Raw genomic sequence first — 19,053 nt, forward strand, 5'->3', positions numbered from 1 at the left:
CGGAGGGGTGGTTAAGAGGGAAGGCCTGACTGCCGATAAGGGGGAGGATCAAGGGAGCGGTCCGTCCAGACAGGGAAACTGGACTGTGCCGCGGCCTCCCGGTGAACACATGCCGTTGCGAACCCACCGCCATAGCCCATGATGGTCGCCCCGCTGCCGGAAGACGAAGCACAGCGCCTGAAGGCGTTGAACCGGTACGAGATCCTCGATACCGAAGCCGAACCGGCCTTTGATGATCTCGCACGGCTGGCCGCTCAGATCTGCGAGACGCCGATCGCGTTGATCAGCCTGGTCGATCCTTGCCGGCAGTGGTTCAAGGCGAAGACCGGCCTCTCCGCCTGCGAGACCTCCCGCGACATGGCCTTCTGCGCCCATGCCATCCTCCAGCGAGATCTGTTGATCGTGCCGGATGCGCTGGCGGACGAGCGGTTTGCCGACAATCCGTTGGTCACGGGCGAGCCGAAGATCCGGTTTTACGCCGGAGCGCCTCTGGTGACGGAGGACGGCTATGCCCTGGGCACCCTTTGCGTCATCGATCGGACGCCCAGACACCTGTCCGGCGAGCAGCGGGCGGCCATGGCGGCGTTGGGCCGGCAGGTGATGAGCCAAATGGAACTCCGCCTGCGGAATCGGGAATTGCGCCGTAGCGTCGCCGCCGAACGCGCAGCCCGGGCGGCGGAGGCGAGGTTGCGCTTTGCGATCGACCGCAGTCCTGAGGGTGTGGCGCTCCTGGATCGAGAGGGCCGCTTGACCTATCTCAACCACGCCTTTGCGGAGCTGTACGGGTTCGACGTGGCTCAATTGACGGGTCGATCCTGGCAGACGTTGTTTTCGCCGGCCTGGGTGGCCACCGTTGAACAGACCATTCTCCCGGTGCTCTGCCAACGCCGGACCTGGCAGGGCGAAGTCATGGGGGAGCGGAAGTCCCGAAAGGCCGTCGCGCTCGACTGTTCCCTGTCGCTCTTGTCCGAGGAGGATCAGGAGGTCTGGCTGCTTTGGACCTGTCAGGACATCACCGAGCGAAAGCACGCGCTCGAAGAGATGAAGCGGGCGCAGCAATCGCTGCTGGACCATCAGCGGAATCTGAACGAGGCGCAGCGGCTGGCGCATTTGGGCAGTTGGGAATGGGACATCGCGACGGGCGCTGAGCTGTGGTCGAACGAGCTCTATCGTATCTTCGGGTATGAGCCGGGAGCCATACAGCCGTGTTATGAAGTGTTCGTGGCGACACTGCACGAGGAGGATAGGGATCGTGTATTGGCGGCTGTCGACCGGGCGATTCACGAGGACGCGCCTTACGACCTAACCTGTCGCGTGAACCGGACGGACGGCGTCGTCCGCTTCATCCACTGCCAAGGAACCGTGATCCGCGATCGGGCCCGTAGGCCTCAGAAGATGGTCGGAACCGCGCAGGACGTCACAGAGCGGGTGAATACCGAGGATGCCTTGCGGCGCCAGACCGCCCGCGTGAGCGCGATCTTTGACCACGCGGTCGATGGCATTCTCACGATCGACGAGCAGGGCCTGGTGGAATCGTTCAATCCGGCGGCTGAGGAGATCTTCGGATACGGCGCGAAGGACATCATAGGCGAGACCGTTGCGCGATTGCTGCCGGATCCCCATCGGAGCCTGTGCGGCCGCTTGCTCGTGCAGTACTTGGCCGAACAGCCCCAAGGGCCGCCCGGCTGTCGGCGGGAGATCTTGGGTCGCAGGAGGAACGGCGCCGTGTTTTCGTTGGAAATCTCGATCAGCGAAATGATGATCGGGGGGTGCCGTTTGTGGACGGGGTTCGTGCGCGATATCACGGAGTGGAAACGCTCGGACGACGCGCTGCGGATCAGCGAGGCGCGGACGAGGCTCATCATCGATACCGCGCTCAACGCCGTCATCGGGATGGATGCGGCGGGTTACGTGATGGAATGGAATCGGAAAGCCGAGTCGATGTTTGGGTGGGGGCGTGACGAGGCCTGCGGTAGGTTGCTGGCCGATCTGATCATCCCGCGGCGATTCCGGCAGGCCCACATGGCCGGGCTGCGGCGATTCCTGGAGGCCGGTGAAACCAGGATGATGAACAGGCAGGTCGAGACGACGGCGCTGCGACGGGACGGAACCGAATTCCCCGTCGAGCTGGCGGTGACGTCGGCCGAGGTCGCGGGGCAGACCTGTTTTCACGCCTTTCTATCGGACATCACGGAGCGCAAGCGGATCGAGGAAGCGCTGCGGATGAGCGAGGAGCGGTTTCACCTGGCCGTGAAGGGATCGAGCGACGGGATCTGGGATTGGAACGTGGTGACCAACGAGTTCTACTACTCGCCCCGGTTCAAAGAACTCCTGGGTTACGCGGATCACGAAATGGCCTCCCGGTTCGACAGTTTCACGACGTATGCGCACTCCGACGACCGAGACCGGGTGTTGAGCGCCCTGTACGATCACCTCTACATGAAAACACCGTTCGATGTGGAGATCCGGCTGCTGAAAAAGCCGGGCGCCTACGGCTGGTTCCGGATCAGAGGGCAGGCCATTTGGGATGAAGCCGGCAAGCCGGTGCGCATGGCTGGCTCGTTGACCGACATTCACAAGGCCAAGAGCGCCGAAGAGGATCTGGCCAAGGCGGCGGTGGAATTGGAGGGGCAGAACTTGCTGCTTATGGAGGCACGGGACCAGGCCTTGGCCGCGACACAGGCCAAGAGCGATTTCTTGGCCGCCATGAGCCATGAAATTCGGACGCCCATGAACGCGATCGTCGGCATGGCTGATCTCCTGGCGGAGAGCCAGCTGACACAGGAGCAACAGGCCTATGTCCGGCGGCTCTCCCGCGCGGCAGCCGGCCTGCTGGATCTGATCAACGACGTCCTGGATCTGTCCAAAATCGAGTCAGGGTACTTGGAGTTGGAGAGCATCACCTTCGACCTGCCGGACCTGATCGAGACGACGGCCGACATGTTGGCCGTGCGCGCCCATGCCAAGGGGCTGGAGCTGGTGACCGATATCGACCCGGCGCTTCCGGCGAAGGTCTGCGGCGATCCGACCAGGCTCAGACAAATCCTGGTGAACCTGGTCGGCAACGCGATCAAATTCACGGAACGGGGTGAAGTGGTCATTCGGGCGAGGCGCGAGGCCGAATCCTCGGAGCCGGACCGGTTCCAGTTCAGCGTCACCGACACCGGCATTGGGATTGCCGAAGACAAGCTGCAGGCGATCTTTGAGCGGTTTACCCAGGCGGATTCCTCCACGACCCGTCGGTATGGGGGCACCGGCCTCGGGTTGGCGATCAGCAAGAAGCTGGCGGAATTGATGGGGGGGACCATTCGGGCCGAGAGCCTGGCCGGGCTGGGTGCTACGTTCCACGTCACGGTGCGGCTGCCGCCGGTGACCATGCCGGAATCTGAACCGGACGGGCGTCAGCCCGATCTGGCGGGACGCCGCATCTTGGTGGTGGATGGCAACCACAGCGTGCGCCATGTCGTCCGGCAGGCGGTGACGCATCTGAACGGAGACGTCATCGAGGCGCCAGATGGGCCGACGGCCTTGGACGTCCTGCGCCGATCCCGCGAGACCGGCCAGCCGGTGCATCTGCTGATCGTCGACCGGCTGGTGGCCGCACCGTCCGGTCTTCCCTTGGCGGACGAGATGAGGGCCTCGCCGGAATTCATCGGCCTGCCGGCTATCCTGCTGGCCTCCTCCTGCGGGAGCGGAGAAGAGGCGCCAGCCGCGGCAGCCGGAATGTCAGCCTGTCTGAGCAAGCCGGTTCGCCGCCAGGCGCTGGTAAGCCTCATCCTGAGCCGGTTGGGATCGGCTTCAGGTACGGATTCTGAGTCGCCGCGGACGCGAGAGGAGCAGGTAACCCCGCCCGATCTTGTACCGCTTCGCATCCTGGTTGCCGAGGATCTGGAGGACAACCGGGAGGTGATCCGCCTGTTTCTCAAGGATCGGCCGTGGAGCTTGGACTTTGCCGAGAACGGCGTGGCGGCGGTGCAGCGGTTCAAGGCGGCGGCCTATGATCTGGTGTTCATGGACGTTCAGATGCCGGAGCTGGACGGCTACGATGCGACCAGGATGATGCGGGAGTGGGAACAGGTCCAGGGGCGCCCGCGCACCCCGATCGTGGCGCTGACCGCGAATGCGCTTCGGGAGGAAGTCGAGAAGAGTCTTGCCGCCGGCTGCGACGCGCACATGACCAAACCCATCAAGAAGAAGACATTGCTCGCCGCGGTTGCCCGATACGGGCTTCGTCTCGAGGACCAAGGAGCGCTTCCATGAACCGAAACGAACCGGGGTGCGCAAGGGCCGACGAACCGGCGGGCGGGACAGCCCATGACTCGGCGGCCCGGCCGGCAGAGGGAGCGCAGACCGTCGTGCGCATCGACCGGGACTTTGCGCCGATGATCCCGAGATTCATGGACAACCGTCGCAAGGAGCTGACCGCCATGCGTGAGGCGGCCGCGCGGGGCGAGTACGAAACCGTGAGCAAACTGGCTCACGGCATCAAGGGCGCGGGCGGAAGCTACGGATTCGACGAGTTGACGGCATCGGCTGCGGCTCTCGAGCAAGCGGCGAAGGCGGGCCATGGCGCGGCGGTCCTCGAGGGCCTGGCAGCGATTGAACGGTATCTGGCGACGATCGATGTGCAATACGTAACGCCTGAGGAGAGCCGATGACGACACCGGATACGCCGAGCCCGACGCCGGAGGAGGCCATCAGGCCGCTGTTGCTGATGGCGGAGGATGAGGAGGATACGGCGAGCCTGCTCCAGTTCCTGCTGGAGCGGGCCGGCTATGTGGTCCTGCATGCGAGAGATGGGATGGAAGCGCAGGGACTCGTGGATACGCACGATCATCTCGATCTGATTCTGCTCGACATCAACCTGCCCTTCATCAACGGGCTGGATGTGCTCACCCATATCAGGAGGAAGCCGGGGTGGGAGCGGGTCCCCGTGATTATGCTGACCGCAGACGGCTCCGAGCAGGACGTGCGACAGGCGCTCCGTGCCGGCGCCAACGATTATATCCTCAAGCCCTTCAATCCCCGCGAATTGACCGTCCGCCTCGACCGGTTTCGCAAGTATCTTGTCTAATCATCAAGGCATCGGCAACCGTTTCTGATATGGATGCGTACCCGGGGATTGGCTCCGTGGTCCGCGGCGGTGCCCGTCCCCGTCCGTTACCTGGTCGCGACTTCCCGGCGATAAGCCGCAAACGAAGGGACGCCGTACGGTCGTGGCAGCTCCGGGTGCTGGGAGAGCGTTTGGAGAATGCGCTCTTTGGTGCCCCAGTCGCACCATGACATCTGCGTGAGCGGCAACAGCGCCAGACGATGGGTCTGTCGGGAGAGCACGGCGGTGGAGAAATTCAACGACGGCACGGTGCGATAGATTTCCGCCGTGACGGCATGTTCCCAATCCGTGCCGATGAACCGGCGGAGCAGCATCGAGCCGGCGGTCAATTCCGGCAAGCCGGCGCACATCACCTGCAGGAGCACCGAGGCGCGGCTCACGAGCATGCCGGTGTTCCAGAGCCATCCGTCCGCCAGCAGGCTGCGCGCCTGTTCGCGCGACGGCTTCTCCACAAAGCCGGCGACGCTTTCGAACGTCTGCCCGCCGATGCGGCTCCGCGTGACGCCTCGCTTGATCCAGCCGTAATCGGGCTCCGGCGACGCCGGTTCCGCCCCAAGCAGGACGATGTGATCGGCGGCATCCGCCGCCAGAAAGGCCTCGGCGTTCGCCACAGCCTCCACCAGCCGTTCATGCGGGCGAATGAAATGGTCGGACGGCAACAGGGCGATCACGGCGTTCGGATCGCGATCCAGAATATGCGCCAGCGGCAGCAGCACGCCCAGGGCGGTGCCGCGGCTTTCCGGTTGAATGAGGATCGTGCCCGGAGGCCGTTGGCCCAGACACTCCAACAGGTACGGGAGATGGTGCTCGGTCCCGACGACCAGCACCTGCTCCGGTGGCAAAAACGTTTCGGCCCTGAGCACGGTCTCCTCGACCAGCGTGTGACGGCCGGCGAACGAGCAAAACTGTTTGGGCCGGTCCGTTCCGTAGCACTCCCGGACATAGGGTTTCAGCCGTTCCCCTTCCCCGCCCGCTAAGACAATGGCCCACAGGTGTGTGCGGTCGTGCGTCATGGCGGTTCCTCCTTGTGAAGATCAGTCGGTGCCGGTGGGGCCGAGGCTCGGGCTCGACCGGCGCCCGGTCGCGCATGCCATCCAGATCGGGGTGGTCGGCGTCCGTGCTCCGGCGCTCCGTCGGAAGGCCGGCGAATCGGCGCCGCGGCATCGGTTGGCCCGGATCACGGGATCGTCGATCGAGCCGCAATTGACGCACCGGTGGCAAGCATCGCGTTCTTCCCAGCGGGGCCCGAGATGGTCAAAGAGGGTATCGGTAACAAGCAGCCCGCCGCAGCGGCCACAGGGTGCCGAGGGCGCCGGATGGATCGCGCCGGGTGAAGAGCAGCGGAGCTGCCGAGAACGATTTCCCATGGGCTGAGTCTCCTTACTTGGCGGTTTCACCCCTGAGAACGGAGGCATTCCTTTTTACGACCCCACGCAAGATTCGGTCCTATCCCTGCTTGTCTTTTCCTCGGTCGCCTGAACGCGCCGGGGCATGGCTGGGCAGAGGGTCCATTCTCTTCCCGTCCTTTCGGTCCGGGACGGCGCGGCCGCATCTCGCTCAGCCTGGACACGAATCCGCACGGTGCGTTCCGTGCGGATTAGCTCGCTTTGCCGGATGACGATCCGCGCCTTGCCAGGATTCCGGCGCAGGGAGGACCGGCGGAGCTGGTATGGCCCTTGCCCGTACTGGTTCCACGATGTTTGACAAGGGATGGAGCCGGTCTTTAGGATGGCTTGTTCGCGCGGAGACCCCATGCGAGAGAAGCTCGCCCGCCTGTTTCGCAATCTTCCCATCGAACGCAAGCTCCTTCTTGCTTCCGTCATCCCCCTTGCGGCGCTCATCATGCTGAGCCTGGTGACCTATCAGAGCGTGGAGGTGTTCTCCCACGACGAGGACGAGCTGCAACGCATCTATCAGGCCCAGGCCCTCTCCTCCGAATACATGCGGCTGGCGGTGGACTTGGAAACCGGCTTCCGCGGCTACACCTTGACGAACCAGGACAGTTTTCTCCGTCCCTTCCAAACCGCCCGCGAGGGCATCCTCATCCTGGGCAACATGCTGGAAGGGCTGGTCAGCGAAGACCCGTCGCAGCGGGCGATGATCGAGGAGGTCCAAGCCCTCGTCGAGCAGATGGTGCGGGAGAAGGAAGCGCTGATTCAGCAATTGAAGGCGGGACGGCAGGAGGAAGCCGAGCACTACATCGAGGAAGGCCAGGGGCGAGTCCTGATGGCGGGCATCCGAAACGGCATGGCGCAATTCACGGCGCTCCAACGGAATCTGCTGAACGCCAGGCTGGCGAGCGTCAGCCTGGACCGGACGTCGTTGCTGTACGTGGTGCTGTGGGGAGGGGCGCTGACGTTGGGCCTGACGGTCCTGGCGCTGCACCTGGTCGCCCGGTCCATCACCGGACCGCTGATCGGTCTGGCCCGGGCCGTCGGAGGCGCGCCGTCCGGGGCTGTGCCAGCCGTTCCCGTCCTGGAGCGGCAGGACGAAATCGGACACCTGACCCAAGTCATGCATGCGATGAGCGTGCAGATCAAGGAACACCTGTCGAAACTGGAAGAATCGGAAGCCGAGCTGCGGGGGGTCAACCAGGACCTGTCCGCCTCCGAGGCGAAATACCGCAGCCTGGTCGACCACGCGCCGTTCGGCATCTTCACCACCAAGGGCATGAGCATCACTTTCAGCAACCGGTACAACCAGACCCTGGCCGGTCTGGACCCGGATGACCAGATGAACCCCGACATGTTCCGCCATTCCATCCATCCCTCGGACCGCCAGCGCGTGTTGACGGAATTCGCCCAGGCGATCGAGCAGGATCGGCCCTGCGAGACCGTGTTTCGGTTTCTGCAGAAGGACGGGACGGTCCGCAAGGTGCTGAGCCGCCGCATTCCGATCAAGGACGCGGCGGGTCAAACCATCATGTATCAGGGATTCAACATCGACATCACGGCCTTGGACCTCTTGCAGGAACGGTTGAGCCGCTCGGAACGGTTGGCGACATTGGGCCAGGTGGCGGCCGGCATCGCGCACGAGATCCGAAATCCGCTCGTGGGGATCGGCTCCACGACGGCCTTGCTGATGGATGATACGCCGCAGTCGGATCCGCGCCATGCGGAGTTGGGGATTATCCTGCGTGAAACCAGACGGCTCGACCGCATCGTGAACCAGATCATCGACTATGCGCGGCCTCGGGAAGTGGCCCCGATCACCTTTGCGGTTGAGGACCTGCTCGGCGAAACAGTGAAGGTGCTGGAGGCGTCCCTGGCGGCCAAGCGAATCGAGGTGGCGAAGGAGGTGCCGCCCGGCGGGCTCACGCTGCACGCGGATCGCGATCAACTCAAGCAGGTGCTGCTGAACCTGATCCAAAACGCCGTCGACGCTTCCCCGGAAGGCGGGCGCGTCACCCTTAGCGCGTTCTCGATGCCGGGCGACCGCGGCCCCGGCCTGGTGCTCAAGGTCGCCGATGCCGGTTGCGGAATTCACAGCGAGGATCTGGCCCATGCGTTCGAGCCCTTTTTCACGAAGGGCAAGCATCGCGGCACCGGACTGGGATTGGCCATTTGCCGCAACATCATCGAAGCGCACGGGGGCGACATCCAACTCACCAGCGAGGTCGGCAAGGGCACCAGCGCCAGGATTTGGCTGCCCGTCCGCCAGGACGTGACGGTCATCGAGGGGTAGCTATGCAGATCACCATCTTTGTGACGGACGACGAACCCGCCATCCGGTCGGCCATCGTCAAGCGGCTCTCCCGCAAGAAGCATCGGGTCGTCGGGTATGAGTCCGGCGACGCGTTGCTGGCCGCCGTGGAGCACGAGATCCCCGATTTGATCCTGCTCGACCTGAAGATGCCGGGCCTCAGCGGGCTGGACACGCTCAAGAAAGTCCGCCCGCTCGCGCCCCAGGCTCTGATCATCATGCTGACCGCGTACGGCACCGTGCAGGGCGCCGTCGAGGCCATGAAGCTGGGCGCCTACGATTTTCTCATCAAAACGGTGGATCTGGACGGCATCGAGCCGGTGTTGGCGCGCGCCATCGATCTGCTGGGCCTTCGCCTCAGGCTGGAGGAGGAGGGGCGGGATCAGGACAGCCAGTACGCCCTGTCCAACCTGGAAGCGAACAGCCCGCTCATGCAACAGATCCTGGCGCAGGCGCGGGACGTGGCGTCCAGCGCCCGGTCGACCGTGTTGTTGTTGGGGGAGACGGGCACGGGCAAGGAGTTCCTCGCGCGGGTGCTGCATCACAACGGCGCGCGCGCCAGGGGGCCGTTCATCGGGGTCAACTGTACGGCGATTCCCAAGGATCTGTTCGAGAGCGAGCTGTTCGGGTTCGAACGAGGGGCCTTCACGGGCGCCTCGCAACGGAAGATCGGCCTGCTGGAGAAATCGGAAGGCGGCACGTTGTTCCTGGACGAGATCGGAGACCTCGATCTGGCGATGCAGGGAAAATTGCTTCGCGTCCTTCAGGAGCGTTCCTTCAGGCGGCTGGGCGGCACCGACGACATCGGGGTGGACTTTCGGCTGATCGCCGCCACCAATCGGGACCTCAAAAAAGCCGTCGCGTCGGGACTCTTCCGTGAAGACCTGTTCTTCCGTTTGAACGTGATGACGTTCGAGTTGCCGCCGCTGCGGAAGCGGGTGGAGGACATCCTTCCCCTGTGCCGGCGGGCCCTGTTCCGCTACGGCAAGGAGTTCGGCAAGGACGTGATGGAGATCGAGCCGGACGCGGCGGCGATGCTCCAACAATATGCGTACCCCGGCAATATTCGCGAGCTGGAGAATATCATCGAACGCGCGATGATCTTCTGTCAGGGGCAGATGCTGACGGCCGACCATCTCCCCGCCGAACTGCGGAACCGGGTCGGGCAGACCGCCGTGACGGTGGTGCAGGGAGAGGAGCAGTTGCTGCGGGTGGAAGCGAAGCTCGGGAAACAGTCGTTGGCGGACATCGAGCAGGCGATCATCCAGGAAGTGCTCCGTCTCAGCGACTACAACAAGACCGCCGCCGCCAAGCATCTGGGATTGACCAGGTTTGCACTGGATCGCCGCTTGAGAAAGGCCGAGGACGAGTAGCTTCCAGCGCCCTCCTTCCGCTTCTCCGTTCTCCTCCCTTTTCACTTCTTACTGTTCCCTTTCATCCGAATCGTGTTCTGCAACGGTACGCGTCGTTTCGTTTCGTGATCACCCTGCGTGCCTGCCGCGATGCCCTCTCTCGTTAATCCTCTCCTTCCGGGCGATTCAGAGCGAAATCGCACAGGCCGCTCGCCCCTTCCACGCTCGTCGCGTCTGCTCCCGTTGGTCTCGATCGACCAGCTTGCTCAATGAGGACGCGGGCGGCTTGATGTTTCGGCCAATTCGTCCTCTGCGCCAAGGCTGCGGCCATCAGCCGGCCTGCCTGTCAAATACATGCGGGCATGGACATTGCTCCGCCGACTCTGTGTCGGATGATGTCTGACAGACGGACGACGCGAACGGATCGAGTCGGCACGAAGGAGGCGCCATGGATTACGTGAAACCGCAAGGGGTGGTGGAGAGCATGCTGGCCGGCGGGGTGTACAAACTCAACGTGCCGCCTCGGCATTTGATACTCCGCGGCATGTTGGCCGGCGCCTACCTGGGCATCGGGACGAGCATGGCGGTGACGGCGGCGGTCGAAACCGGGTACTGGATCGTCGGAAGCATCTTGTTTCCGTTCGGCCTCGCGCTCGCGATCTTGCTCGGGGCAGAGATCATTACCGGCAGCTTCGCCCTGCTCCCCTGCGCGGCTGCGGCGGGCAAGGAAAACGCCGGCATCCGGCAGGTGCTGGCCAACTGGGGCTTGGTCTTTCTCGGCAACCTCATGGGCAGCACGCTCTATGCGGGGTTGTTCGCGATCGCGCTGACCACGGCCGGGGACGCGCAGATCAACGCGGTGGGGACCAAGCTGATCGCCATTGCCGAAGCCAAGACCAACTACTACGCCTTGCACGGCTCCGCCGGCCTTCTGGCCGCCTTTACCAAGGGCATCCTGTGCAATTGGATGGTGAGCTTGGCCGTGGTGGCCGCCTACATGTCGACCTCCTTCTCCGGAAAGATGGTCGCGATCTGGGGCCCCACGCTGCTGTTCTTTTCCCAGGGATTCGAGCACGCGGTCGTGAACATGTTCTTGATTCCCGTCGGGGTGTTGCTGGGCGCTAATATCGACCTCTCTACCTGGTGGCTGTGGAACCAAATTCCCGTCACGCTCGGCAATCTCGTCGGCGGCATGGTCTTCACCGGACTGGCCATTTACGGAACCCATTCGAGCAGGGCGAACGCCGCGACGGCGACGCTACCGGTCGGGACTCCCGCGCCGGCCTATGCCGTCGAACGAGAGCCCCGCGCCGAGACGCCGGGGTACTCCGTCACTCGATGAATAGAACCGGCCGCGTGGGAAAATCTTGCGGCACGAAGATCACGACCACGGAGATGAGCCCATGGTGCAGGACGTGATGCAGCGCTGGTCGAACAGCCCGAGACCCTTTCCGCGGCGATTGCGCGGGTGGCGATTGACGCTGTTCAATGTCCTGCTCGGCATCGCCCATGCCATGGTGCTCTTCAACGCGGCCTCCTACATCGCCTTCCTGCCCCATGTGTCGGGAGATCTGGGCGGCGTGCTCCCCAGCTTCGGCACCTGGGCGCAGACCGATTTCATGATCGCGCTCGCGCTGGCGTTTCCCGTGTCGCGGTGGTTGGCCTGTCGATTCGGCGATTATCGGGTATTCGTGGGGGCCTTCGTGCTGTATGCGCTGGCGTCGCTGCTCTGCGCGGTGAGCACCGCGATCCCGCAATTCCTCACGGCCCGTATTCTGCTGGGGTTTACCGGAGGCCTCACCCTGCCGATCGGCCAGGCCATGCTGTTGAAAGAATATCCGGACCGGCGAAAGGCGCTCGTCCTGGGCATCTGGGGTTTCTATACACTCTTGCCCTTCACCATCGGGTTTCCGGTCGGCGGATGGATTGCCGATGAGCTCGGCTGGCGCGAGCTGTTCATTTTGAACGTGCCGGTCAGCCTGTTGATCGCTGGATTGATCGGGGGCCTGTTGTATGGCCGCGGGTTCGTCCCCTGCCGCGTCAATTTCGATTTCGTCGGGTTCCTGTTGCTCGCGGTGATCTTCGGCGGCGTGCAGACGATTCTCAACCAGGGCAACGATTTCGATTGGTTCGATTCGGGGTTTCTCGAACTGATGCTGCTGGTGGTCGTCGTGGCGGTGCCGGCCTGGATCATTTGGGAACTGGATGAAGAGCATCCGGCCATCGATCTGCGGCTGTTTGCCGTGCGCAACGTGGCGATCGGCTTGATCTGCCTCACCGTGGGCTTCTTCTCCCTCCAGGGCCTGCTGTCCCTGTTCATCGTCCAGCTCCAGTTGCTGATGGGCTATTCGTCCTATCTGGCCGGCTTGGTGTTTCTGCCGATGTTCATCTTTGGCGTGCCCATGATCGCCGTCATGCACCATCTGGTGGCGCGCCTGGATGTCCGGCTGATGGCCTGCTTGAACCTGCTGGGATTTGCCGCCACCTATTACTGGATCGGGTTGTTCGACGATCCGCATTCGTTCGATCAGATCTTCTGGCCCATGCTGGTCGAAGGGATCTTCCTGGGCTCGTTCTTCACGCCCCTGACCGTGTTGACGCTGCATGGTTTGACGGGAGACCGGCTGATGCGGGCGGCGGAAGCCGCCAACCTCCTGCGTATCGCGGCCGGCGCGTTCGGGATCACCATGCAGGGGGTCATCCTGTTTCGGCGCGGCCCGCTGCACCAATTACAACTTGCGGACCATGCCGGCGGCCGAGTGTCGGTGTCCTACGACGCGGTGCAACAGTTCATCACCAAGCTGCAACCGTTGGGCTTCGACTTCGAGATGGCGCACAAGAAGCTGCAACTGCTGGTCAAGCAAGAGGCCGGCATCCTGGCCTTGAACGACGCCTTCCTTGTGGGCAGCTATCTCTGTTTGGGATTGGCCGCGCTGGTGTGGTTGGCGCGCTCGAACCATGCGGCCAGCGACAAGTCGCCGGAGGGGTTGCGGGAATGGCAGGCGGAAGAATTGGCGGAGCAACCGTGATGCGTCGGCGGTCTGTTTCAGGAACATTCACGGCGGTGGGACTGGCCGCCGTTCTGCTGGCGGGCGGCTGCGCCTGGTACCAGGAGGAAAGGGAGCGGGCGGAGATTCTGGACACGCCGTCCATGGATCACATGGTCGCCGAAGTGGCCAGTTTCGCCTCCTCGCGGGAACAGTGGCCCAATGATCAGTGGTGGACGCGCTTCTCCAGTCCGGAGCTGAATGTCCTGGAGGAGACGGCGCTCAAGGACAATCCCAGCCTCAGGAAAGCCGACGCCCGGCTTCGTGAGGCCCAAGCGCTGGTCCGCGTGGAAGGGGCCCGGCTGTTGCCGTTTCTCGATGCGGACGCCTCCCTCACGCACGAGCGGCTGTCTCAGCACGGGGTGTTCGCGGCCTTGAACCGGGAAGTGGCCGGCGCGCGGTTTCTGCTTGGCATCATCAATCCGCTGAGCTTCCGCTACGAGTTCGATTTCTGGGGCAAGAACCGGGCCCTCCTCGAAGCGGCCTTGGGACAGGCGGCGTCGGAGGATGCGGAGCTGGCGGAAGTGCGGTTGCGGCTGACTGCGGCGGTCGCCCGCGCCTACTTCCGGGGTCTGGCGCTCCAACAACAGTTGGAGCTGGTGCGGACGATGGTTGATATCAGGCGGGACCTGCACCGCCTGGCCGAGACCCGGTTCCGGTTGGGGTTGGATGATGGGTTCAAGGTCAAACAGGCGATCGCGGAATTGGAGACGGTCAACAAGCGGGAAGCCGGCGTCCGCGATCAATTGGATGTGCAACGCCATCTGCTGGCCCGGTTGAGCGGCAAGGGGCCGGACGGGGCGCATGATCTGTTCGCGCATCGCGCGGTGACCATCCCCGAGCAGATTCCCTTGCCGGACCATCTGCCGATCGGCTTGCTGGCGCGGCGCCCGGACCTGGCCGCGGCGCTTTATCGGGCCGACGCCGCGGCGAGGCGGATCAAGTTCGCCAAGGCGCAGTTTCTGCCCAGCATCGACCTCACGGCGTTTGTGGGTTTCAACGCCCTGGTCCTGACCAAAGGAGCGGATCAGCTCGGCAAACTGCTGTTCTCCGGCCAAAGCTTTTCCTACGGCGTGGCGCCAGGCCTGCGGCTGCCCTGGTTCGAGGGCGGACGGTTGCGAGGCGAACTCAAGGCCCAGCGCGCGGAATATGACGCCGCGGTCGAGCTGTACAACGAAACCCTGCTCGATGCGATGCGCGAGGTGGCCGACAGCTTGAGTGCCTGGCATACCACCCGGTCGATCCTGGAATCGCACCACCGCCTGCTGGCTTCGTTGGACGACGACTACCATTTGGCGAAGGTGCGGCTCACCAGCGGGCTGGACGACGACCGGGAGGTCTTGAAGCACCGGTTTCCCCTGCTGGAGCAGGAGTATGCGTTGCGGGCACTGGAAAGCGATCAGTTGGTCGCCATGGTGGATCTGATCGAGTCGCTGGGAGGCGGGTATTTCAACGAGGATGTCACCCGCCAGCCCAAATTGTAAGGAAGAACGTTGGACATGACGGACGTGCAGAATCAGCCGGAATCCCCCAAACTTCGCCGGCAAGTCATCCGCGCCAGGCGCAACCGTCGGCTCCTGTTGATGGCGGTGCTGTTTTTGGTCGCGGGCTTGGCCTACACCGCCTACTGGTGGTCCTACGATCGTTTCTGGGTGCGGACCGACAACGCCTATGTGACCGGCAACCTCGTGCCCGTCAAGGCCCAAGCAACCGGCATCATTACTCACGTGCTTGTGGAGGAAACCCAGTACGTGAACAAAGGCGACGTGGTGCTTCGTCTCCAGGAACACCTGGCCAGGGCGGCGCTGGGCAAGGCCAAGGGCGAGCTGGGCCAAACCGTCCGCCGGATCGCCGCCCTCTTCGCCACGCGGCGGCAGTCTGGGGAGAAATTGGCGGCCCGAACCGCCCGGCTCGATTTGGTCCGCCATGATCTCGTGCGGTATCGCCAGGCGACGCCCAGCGGGGCTGTCTCGCAGCAGATCATGCAGAATGCCATGGATCAGATGCATGCGCTGGAGTCGGAGGTCCGCGAGACGCAGGCGGAATATGATGCGCTGACGGCTCAGGTCGGCGGGACCAGCGTGATGGAGCATCCCGCCGTCGAACTGGCCGCGAGCCAGTTCATCGACGCCTATCTTGAATATAACCGGCAGCAGATCCGGGCGCCGGTGTCCGGCTATGTCGCCAAACGCAAGGCACAGGTGGGGGACCGGGTCACGCCCGGCTCGCAGCTCATGACGATCGTGCCGCTGGATCACCTCTGGGTCGAAGCCAACTTGCGGGAGACCGAGGTGCGCCACGTGCAGCCGGGACAGTCCGCGCTCGTGTCGGTCGATCTCTACGGCAAGAGTTACACCTTTCACGGGGTCGTTGAAGGGTTGGTCCCGGGCACCGGCAGCGCGTTCGCGCTGCTCCCGCCCGACAATTCAACCGGCAATTTCATTCACATCGTCGAACGGGTGCCGGTCCGGATCGGATTGCCCATGGATGAACTCCGCCGGCAACCGATTCGGCCCGGCCTGTCGACCGTGACCAGCATCAACATCAAGGAGCCGGGCAAGTCGACCTGGACCTCTCTAGCAACCGCGTCGGGACAAGATTACGAGACAGACGTGTTCGAGGATGAATTTTCGACCGCGCAGGTCATGGCCGAAGAGATCATTCTAAAGAATCTGGTGTGGGACAGCGAACATACGCCGGCGGAGCAGGGGCGTCAGGCGAAACCTATCAAGGCCCGAGACAACAATCCGCCGATATCGAAGGTGAAGACGGACGCCAACGCGTCGTGACTTCCGCGGTGGATGTGAGGAAGTGGTGGATCGCGACAGAAGTACGGCGGGCCTCACGGGCGGAATCCTGGCTGCGGCTGTGACCCTGCTCCTTGTGCAGCAAGCTTTGGCCGAGCCGATGCAATGCGACAGAGAGGGAGGGAAGGCCAACCAACCAATGGACAGCCGCTGCGACCCGCGCCCGGCGCCCGAGCTGCGGGTCGAACCCTTCGATGACGAGGTGGGTGAGTCGCGCGTCCCGCCGCGCAGTCCGGATCTCGGTGCCGCCTTCAATCCGTTGAGCCCTTCCATCGGACCCGGTTCGGGAAAACTCGGACCGGAGGCGGGGCGAGGCGCCCTCCAACCTGATAAGGGCCCCGGTCGCGGCAATGTCCCAGCCAAGAAGCGGAAGCCTCACTGATGGCGGAGAAATCGCACGGTGCGGTTCGTGCGAAATCGCTCGATTATGGATGGTTCAAATCGGCCAGGCCAAGTCTTTCCGGCTACTTGGAACAAGGCACGGCTGTTGCTCCGTTTCGGTTCGACGAACAAGAATCCTGGCGGACTGACAGGGGAAAGGGATCGTACCGTGAAATTCTGGAAACAATGCGGAGATCAGGAGTTCCTGTGGTTGCTGGTGGCGCTCATTGCCATGGCCGTCTGGGTCACCAATGCCTGGATGTCGGACCCCAGCCCCTTAATGACGGTGACCGGCACGGTTCCGCCGGGCTCGTAACCAGGGCTGGATCCAGCGAGGCTCGTTCCACCACCCCTTGCCTTTCATCTCTTTTCCTGCCATCTCCCGGTCATCGACCACAGGAATCGCCGGCGCAACCAACCGCCGTGACGGCACTTCGTCCCAGACCGCGACCCACGGGTTTACCGATCAGGATGAATCGTGAGAAAGATCGTCGCCCGACCTCGGCTCAGCAAGACGAGCACCGAAGCATCCGGCCGTAGCTGGTTGGTCAGGCGTTCGAAATCCTGCACGTTCCTGACCGGCTTGCGGTTGATTTCATGAATGATATCCCCGATCCGCACGCCGGCTCGTTCCGCCGGGCTATCGGGTTCGATATCGACGACGGTCACTCCCGCCCGTCTCTTCGATCGGCCGAACCGCTCCGGGCCATCCGCCGCATTTTCCACGGTGATGCCGGCCAACGCATGCTCGCCCTTCCCGGTTTCCGAGCTTCGCCCGCCGGCCTTGGCGAGCTCTTTGGGTAGTTCGCCGATGGTGAGACTGACCTCCTGCGGTTGTTTGTCGCGGAGAATCGACAGCTTCACCGTCGTGCCCGGCTTGGTTTCCGCCACCAGCGATCGCAGGTGGTTCGGGTCGCGGATCGTGGTCTCGTTATAGGCCGTGATAATGTCGCCCCGTTGAAGCTTGGCTTTGGTGGCCGGGCTCTCGTCCATGACATCCGAGATCAGGGCTCCGGTGGTTTCCGCCGTGCCGAACTCCTTCGCCAGCTCCCGAGTCACCTCTTGGATCGATACGCCGATCCAGCCGCGGACGACCTTCCCGTGGGCGATCAGGCTCTCCATCACGCTCTTGGCCATGTTGCTCGGGATGGCGAACCCGATGCCCATGTAGCCGCCGCTTCTCGTGAAAATGGCGGTGTTGATGCCGATCAACTCGCCCTTCAGGTTCACCAGAGCGCCCCCGGAGTTGCCGGGGTTGATCGCCGCGTCAGTCTGGATGAAGTCTTCATAGTCCACGATCCCCATGTTCGCGCGCCCGACCGCGCTGATGATGCCCATGGTGACGGTCTGGCTCAAGCCGAAGGGGTTTCCCACGGCCAGTACCATCTCGCCGACCTGCAACTGCCCGGCGTCGCCCCAGGGCAGGACGGGCAGATTCGCGGCGTCGATCTTAATGACCGCCAAATCCGTCTTCGGGTCGGTCCCGATGATCTTGGCCTTGAAGGTGCGTTTGTCCGGCAGGGAGACGGTCACGTCGTCGGCCTCCTCCACCACGTGGTGGTTGGTGATGATATAGCCGTCCACGCTGACGATGACCCCTGAGCCCAGCCCCTGCTCACGCCGATCGCGGGGGCCCGGCATCCGATGCTCGAACTCGTCGCCGAAGAATCGCCTGAAGAAGGGATCATCGAAGAACGGGGCCGGGAGGCGCTCGCCCCCGCGCTCGCGTTTGCGGACCGAGGAAATATTCACAACCGAGGCCTTGGCCTGATTGGCCACCGCAATGAACGGCTGGCTCGGGGCGGCTGTGGCGGCAGGAGGGACGGTCGCCGTGCGGAGGGGGACGGTCCGGGAGAGGCTCCGGCCGTCAGCCGGGGCCTGAGCCCAGGTCGGCCCAGCGAGGGTGAGGCACCACATGATCCACAGCCAAACGGCCAACATCGCTGGCAATCGTCGAGCGGACACTCGATCGTGATTCATGGGGTGTGACCTCCGCAGTTCTCTCGGCTGCGTTGTACCGGCACGTCTCCTTTCTTTTCTTCTCAGGCCTTCTCCCCCACGCGGCAGTAGCCGAACGGCCGCTCAATGGACAACAGGCTGGTGCCCGTTGGTGTGGGGTGATCGCTGGGCGCCTGGCTGCGGGCCAGGTCCGGGCCCGCAGCCAGGCCTGAAGGCCGCTTAACTGGTCTTGATGGGAGTGTGCTCGCGAATGAACTTGGTAATCGGTTCGATATCGGATGCGGAGAAGTAGTGTTTGCGCACTCCCTCTTCCAGAACCCCGAGCGACTCCTGAACAAATTTTTCCGCAAGCGCGGAGTCTTTAGCCTCCAGGGCCTTGGCGGCTTGATTCAGCAGCCGCAGCACGGATGCTTGAGGCGTGCGAGGATCGTTGACGAACACGTACCGATAATCTTTCTTGAGGAGCTCGTCTTCGATGTCTTTCACCCAAGGCGCTGCATACGACTCGGATCCGGAAAGCCACCCGGCCGCTTCCGCCGGCTTCGCCATCATCAGCGCCGCCCCGCCGACCAGCAGGGACAGCGTGCAGAGCACAGCAGTAATTCGCATATGTCCCTCCTTTGCTGTTGGGTTGGGTTGTTTCTGGAGGATCGCCGTGAAGTTCCGCCGAGACGGCGGTGATCGGCTCTCCA

At 63.6% G+C, this 19,053-nt stretch carries 15 protein-coding genes; 11 read left to right on the plus strand and 4 right to left on the minus strand.

Features of this window, described 5'->3' with window-relative positions; all coding sequences use genetic code 11:
- Nucleotides 1–138 precede the first annotated feature (138 nt).
- Genes QWI75_RS05905 through QWI75_RS05915 form a run of 3 tightly spaced genes read left to right on the plus strand, consistent with a single transcriptional unit; the run spans nucleotide 139 to nucleotide 5,074 of the window.
- Complete coding sequence (locus tag QWI75_RS05905; protein WP_289267769.1) at nucleotides 139–4,260, plus strand: PAS domain S-box protein; 4,122 nt, start codon at nucleotides 139–141, stop codon at nucleotides 4,258–4,260.
- The gene (locus tag QWI75_RS05910; RefSeq protein WP_289267770.1) at nucleotides 4,257–4,658 is read left to right on the plus strand and encodes an Hpt domain-containing protein; all 402 of its coding nucleotides are present in this window, start codon (nucleotides 4,257–4,259) and stop codon (nucleotides 4,656–4,658) included. Before QWI75_RS05905 ends, QWI75_RS05910 begins: the two co-directional genes overlap by 4 nt.
- The gene (locus QWI75_RS05915) at nucleotides 4,655–5,074 is read left to right on the plus strand and encodes a response regulator transcription factor (RefSeq protein ID WP_289267771.1); all 420 of its coding nucleotides are present in this window, start codon (nucleotides 4,655–4,657) and stop codon (nucleotides 5,072–5,074) included. The genes QWI75_RS05910 and QWI75_RS05915 overlap by 4 nt, the downstream gene beginning before the upstream one ends.
- A gap of 86 nt (nucleotides 5,075–5,160) precedes the next feature.
- Here the strand turns inward: QWI75_RS05915 and QWI75_RS05920 are convergent, their stop codons facing one another.
- Together QWI75_RS05920 and QWI75_RS05925 are read right to left on the minus strand one after the other, a co-directional pair.
- On the minus strand, nucleotides 5,161–6,126 hold the full coding sequence (locus tag QWI75_RS05920; protein ID WP_289267772.1) for a sugar phosphate nucleotidyltransferase: 966 nt from the start codon (nucleotides 6,124–6,126) through the stop codon (nucleotides 5,161–5,163).
- Nucleotides 6,127–6,147: 21 nt separating this feature from the next.
- Nucleotides 6,148–6,480, minus strand: coding sequence for a hypothetical protein (locus QWI75_RS05925; RefSeq protein ID WP_289267773.1), 333 nt, complete (start codon nucleotides 6,478–6,480; stop codon nucleotides 6,148–6,150).
- Nucleotides 6,481–6,865: 385 nt separating this feature from the next.
- Here QWI75_RS05925 and QWI75_RS05930 point away from each other — a divergent pair, with 385 nt between their 5' ends.
- The 8 genes from QWI75_RS05930 (at nucleotide 6,866) to QWI75_RS05965 (ending at nucleotide 16,718) form a co-directional block, all read left to right on the plus strand.
- Nucleotides 6,866–8,797, plus strand: a complete 1,932-nt coding sequence (locus QWI75_RS05930; protein ID WP_289267774.1) for an ATP-binding protein — start codon at nucleotides 6,866–6,868, stop codon at nucleotides 8,795–8,797.
- 2 nt (nucleotides 8,798–8,799) lie between these two features.
- Entirely contained in the window at nucleotides 8,800–10,188 is a 1,389-nt protein-coding gene (locus QWI75_RS05935) for a sigma-54-dependent transcriptional regulator (RefSeq protein WP_289267775.1), read from the plus strand.
- A gap of 427 nt (nucleotides 10,189–10,615) precedes the next feature.
- The gene (locus QWI75_RS05940) at nucleotides 10,616–11,509 is read left to right on the plus strand and encodes a formate/nitrite transporter family protein (RefSeq protein ID WP_289267776.1); all 894 of its coding nucleotides are present in this window, start codon (nucleotides 10,616–10,618) and stop codon (nucleotides 11,507–11,509) included.
- A gap of 61 nt (nucleotides 11,510–11,570) precedes the next feature.
- Nucleotides 11,571–13,196, plus strand: a complete 1,626-nt coding sequence (locus QWI75_RS05945; RefSeq protein WP_289267777.1) for a DHA2 family efflux MFS transporter permease subunit — start codon at nucleotides 11,571–11,573, stop codon at nucleotides 13,194–13,196.
- Nucleotides 13,196–14,698: an efflux transporter outer membrane subunit gene (locus tag QWI75_RS05950; protein WP_289267778.1), complete on the plus strand. Its 1,503-nt coding sequence runs from the start codon at nucleotides 13,196–13,198 to the stop codon at nucleotides 14,696–14,698. Before QWI75_RS05945 ends, QWI75_RS05950 begins: the two co-directional genes overlap by 1 nt.
- Nucleotides 14,699–14,713: 15 nt before the next feature.
- Nucleotides 14,714–16,003, plus strand: a complete 1,290-nt coding sequence (locus QWI75_RS05955; RefSeq protein WP_289267779.1) for an HlyD family secretion protein — start codon at nucleotides 14,714–14,716, stop codon at nucleotides 16,001–16,003.
- Between the two features lie 25 nt (nucleotides 16,004–16,028).
- On the plus strand, nucleotides 16,029–16,403 hold the full coding sequence (locus QWI75_RS05960; protein ID WP_289267780.1) for a hypothetical protein: 375 nt from the start codon (nucleotides 16,029–16,031) through the stop codon (nucleotides 16,401–16,403).
- A 168-nt stretch (nucleotides 16,404–16,571) separates the two neighbouring features.
- The gene (locus QWI75_RS05965) at nucleotides 16,572–16,718 is read left to right on the plus strand and encodes a hypothetical protein (RefSeq protein ID WP_289267781.1); all 147 of its coding nucleotides are present in this window, start codon (nucleotides 16,572–16,574) and stop codon (nucleotides 16,716–16,718) included.
- A 143-nt stretch (nucleotides 16,719–16,861) separates the two neighbouring features.
- Here the strand turns inward: QWI75_RS05965 and QWI75_RS05970 are convergent, their stop codons facing one another.
- A complete protein-coding gene (locus QWI75_RS05970) occupies nucleotides 16,862–18,382 on the minus strand; it encodes a DegQ family serine endoprotease (protein WP_289267782.1) in 1,521 nt (506 codons plus the stop codon).
- 198 nt (nucleotides 18,383–18,580) lie between these two features.
- On the minus strand, nucleotides 18,581–18,970 hold the full coding sequence (locus QWI75_RS05975) for a hypothetical protein (RefSeq protein ID WP_289267783.1): 390 nt from the start codon (nucleotides 18,968–18,970) through the stop codon (nucleotides 18,581–18,583).
- Between the last annotated feature and the right edge of the window lie 83 nt (nucleotides 18,971–19,053).

This window comes from Nitrospira tepida (assembly GCF_947241125.1).
In the GTDB taxonomy this organism is placed as follows: Bacteria; Nitrospirota; Nitrospiria; order Nitrospirales; family Nitrospiraceae; genus Nitrospira_G; species Nitrospira_G tepida.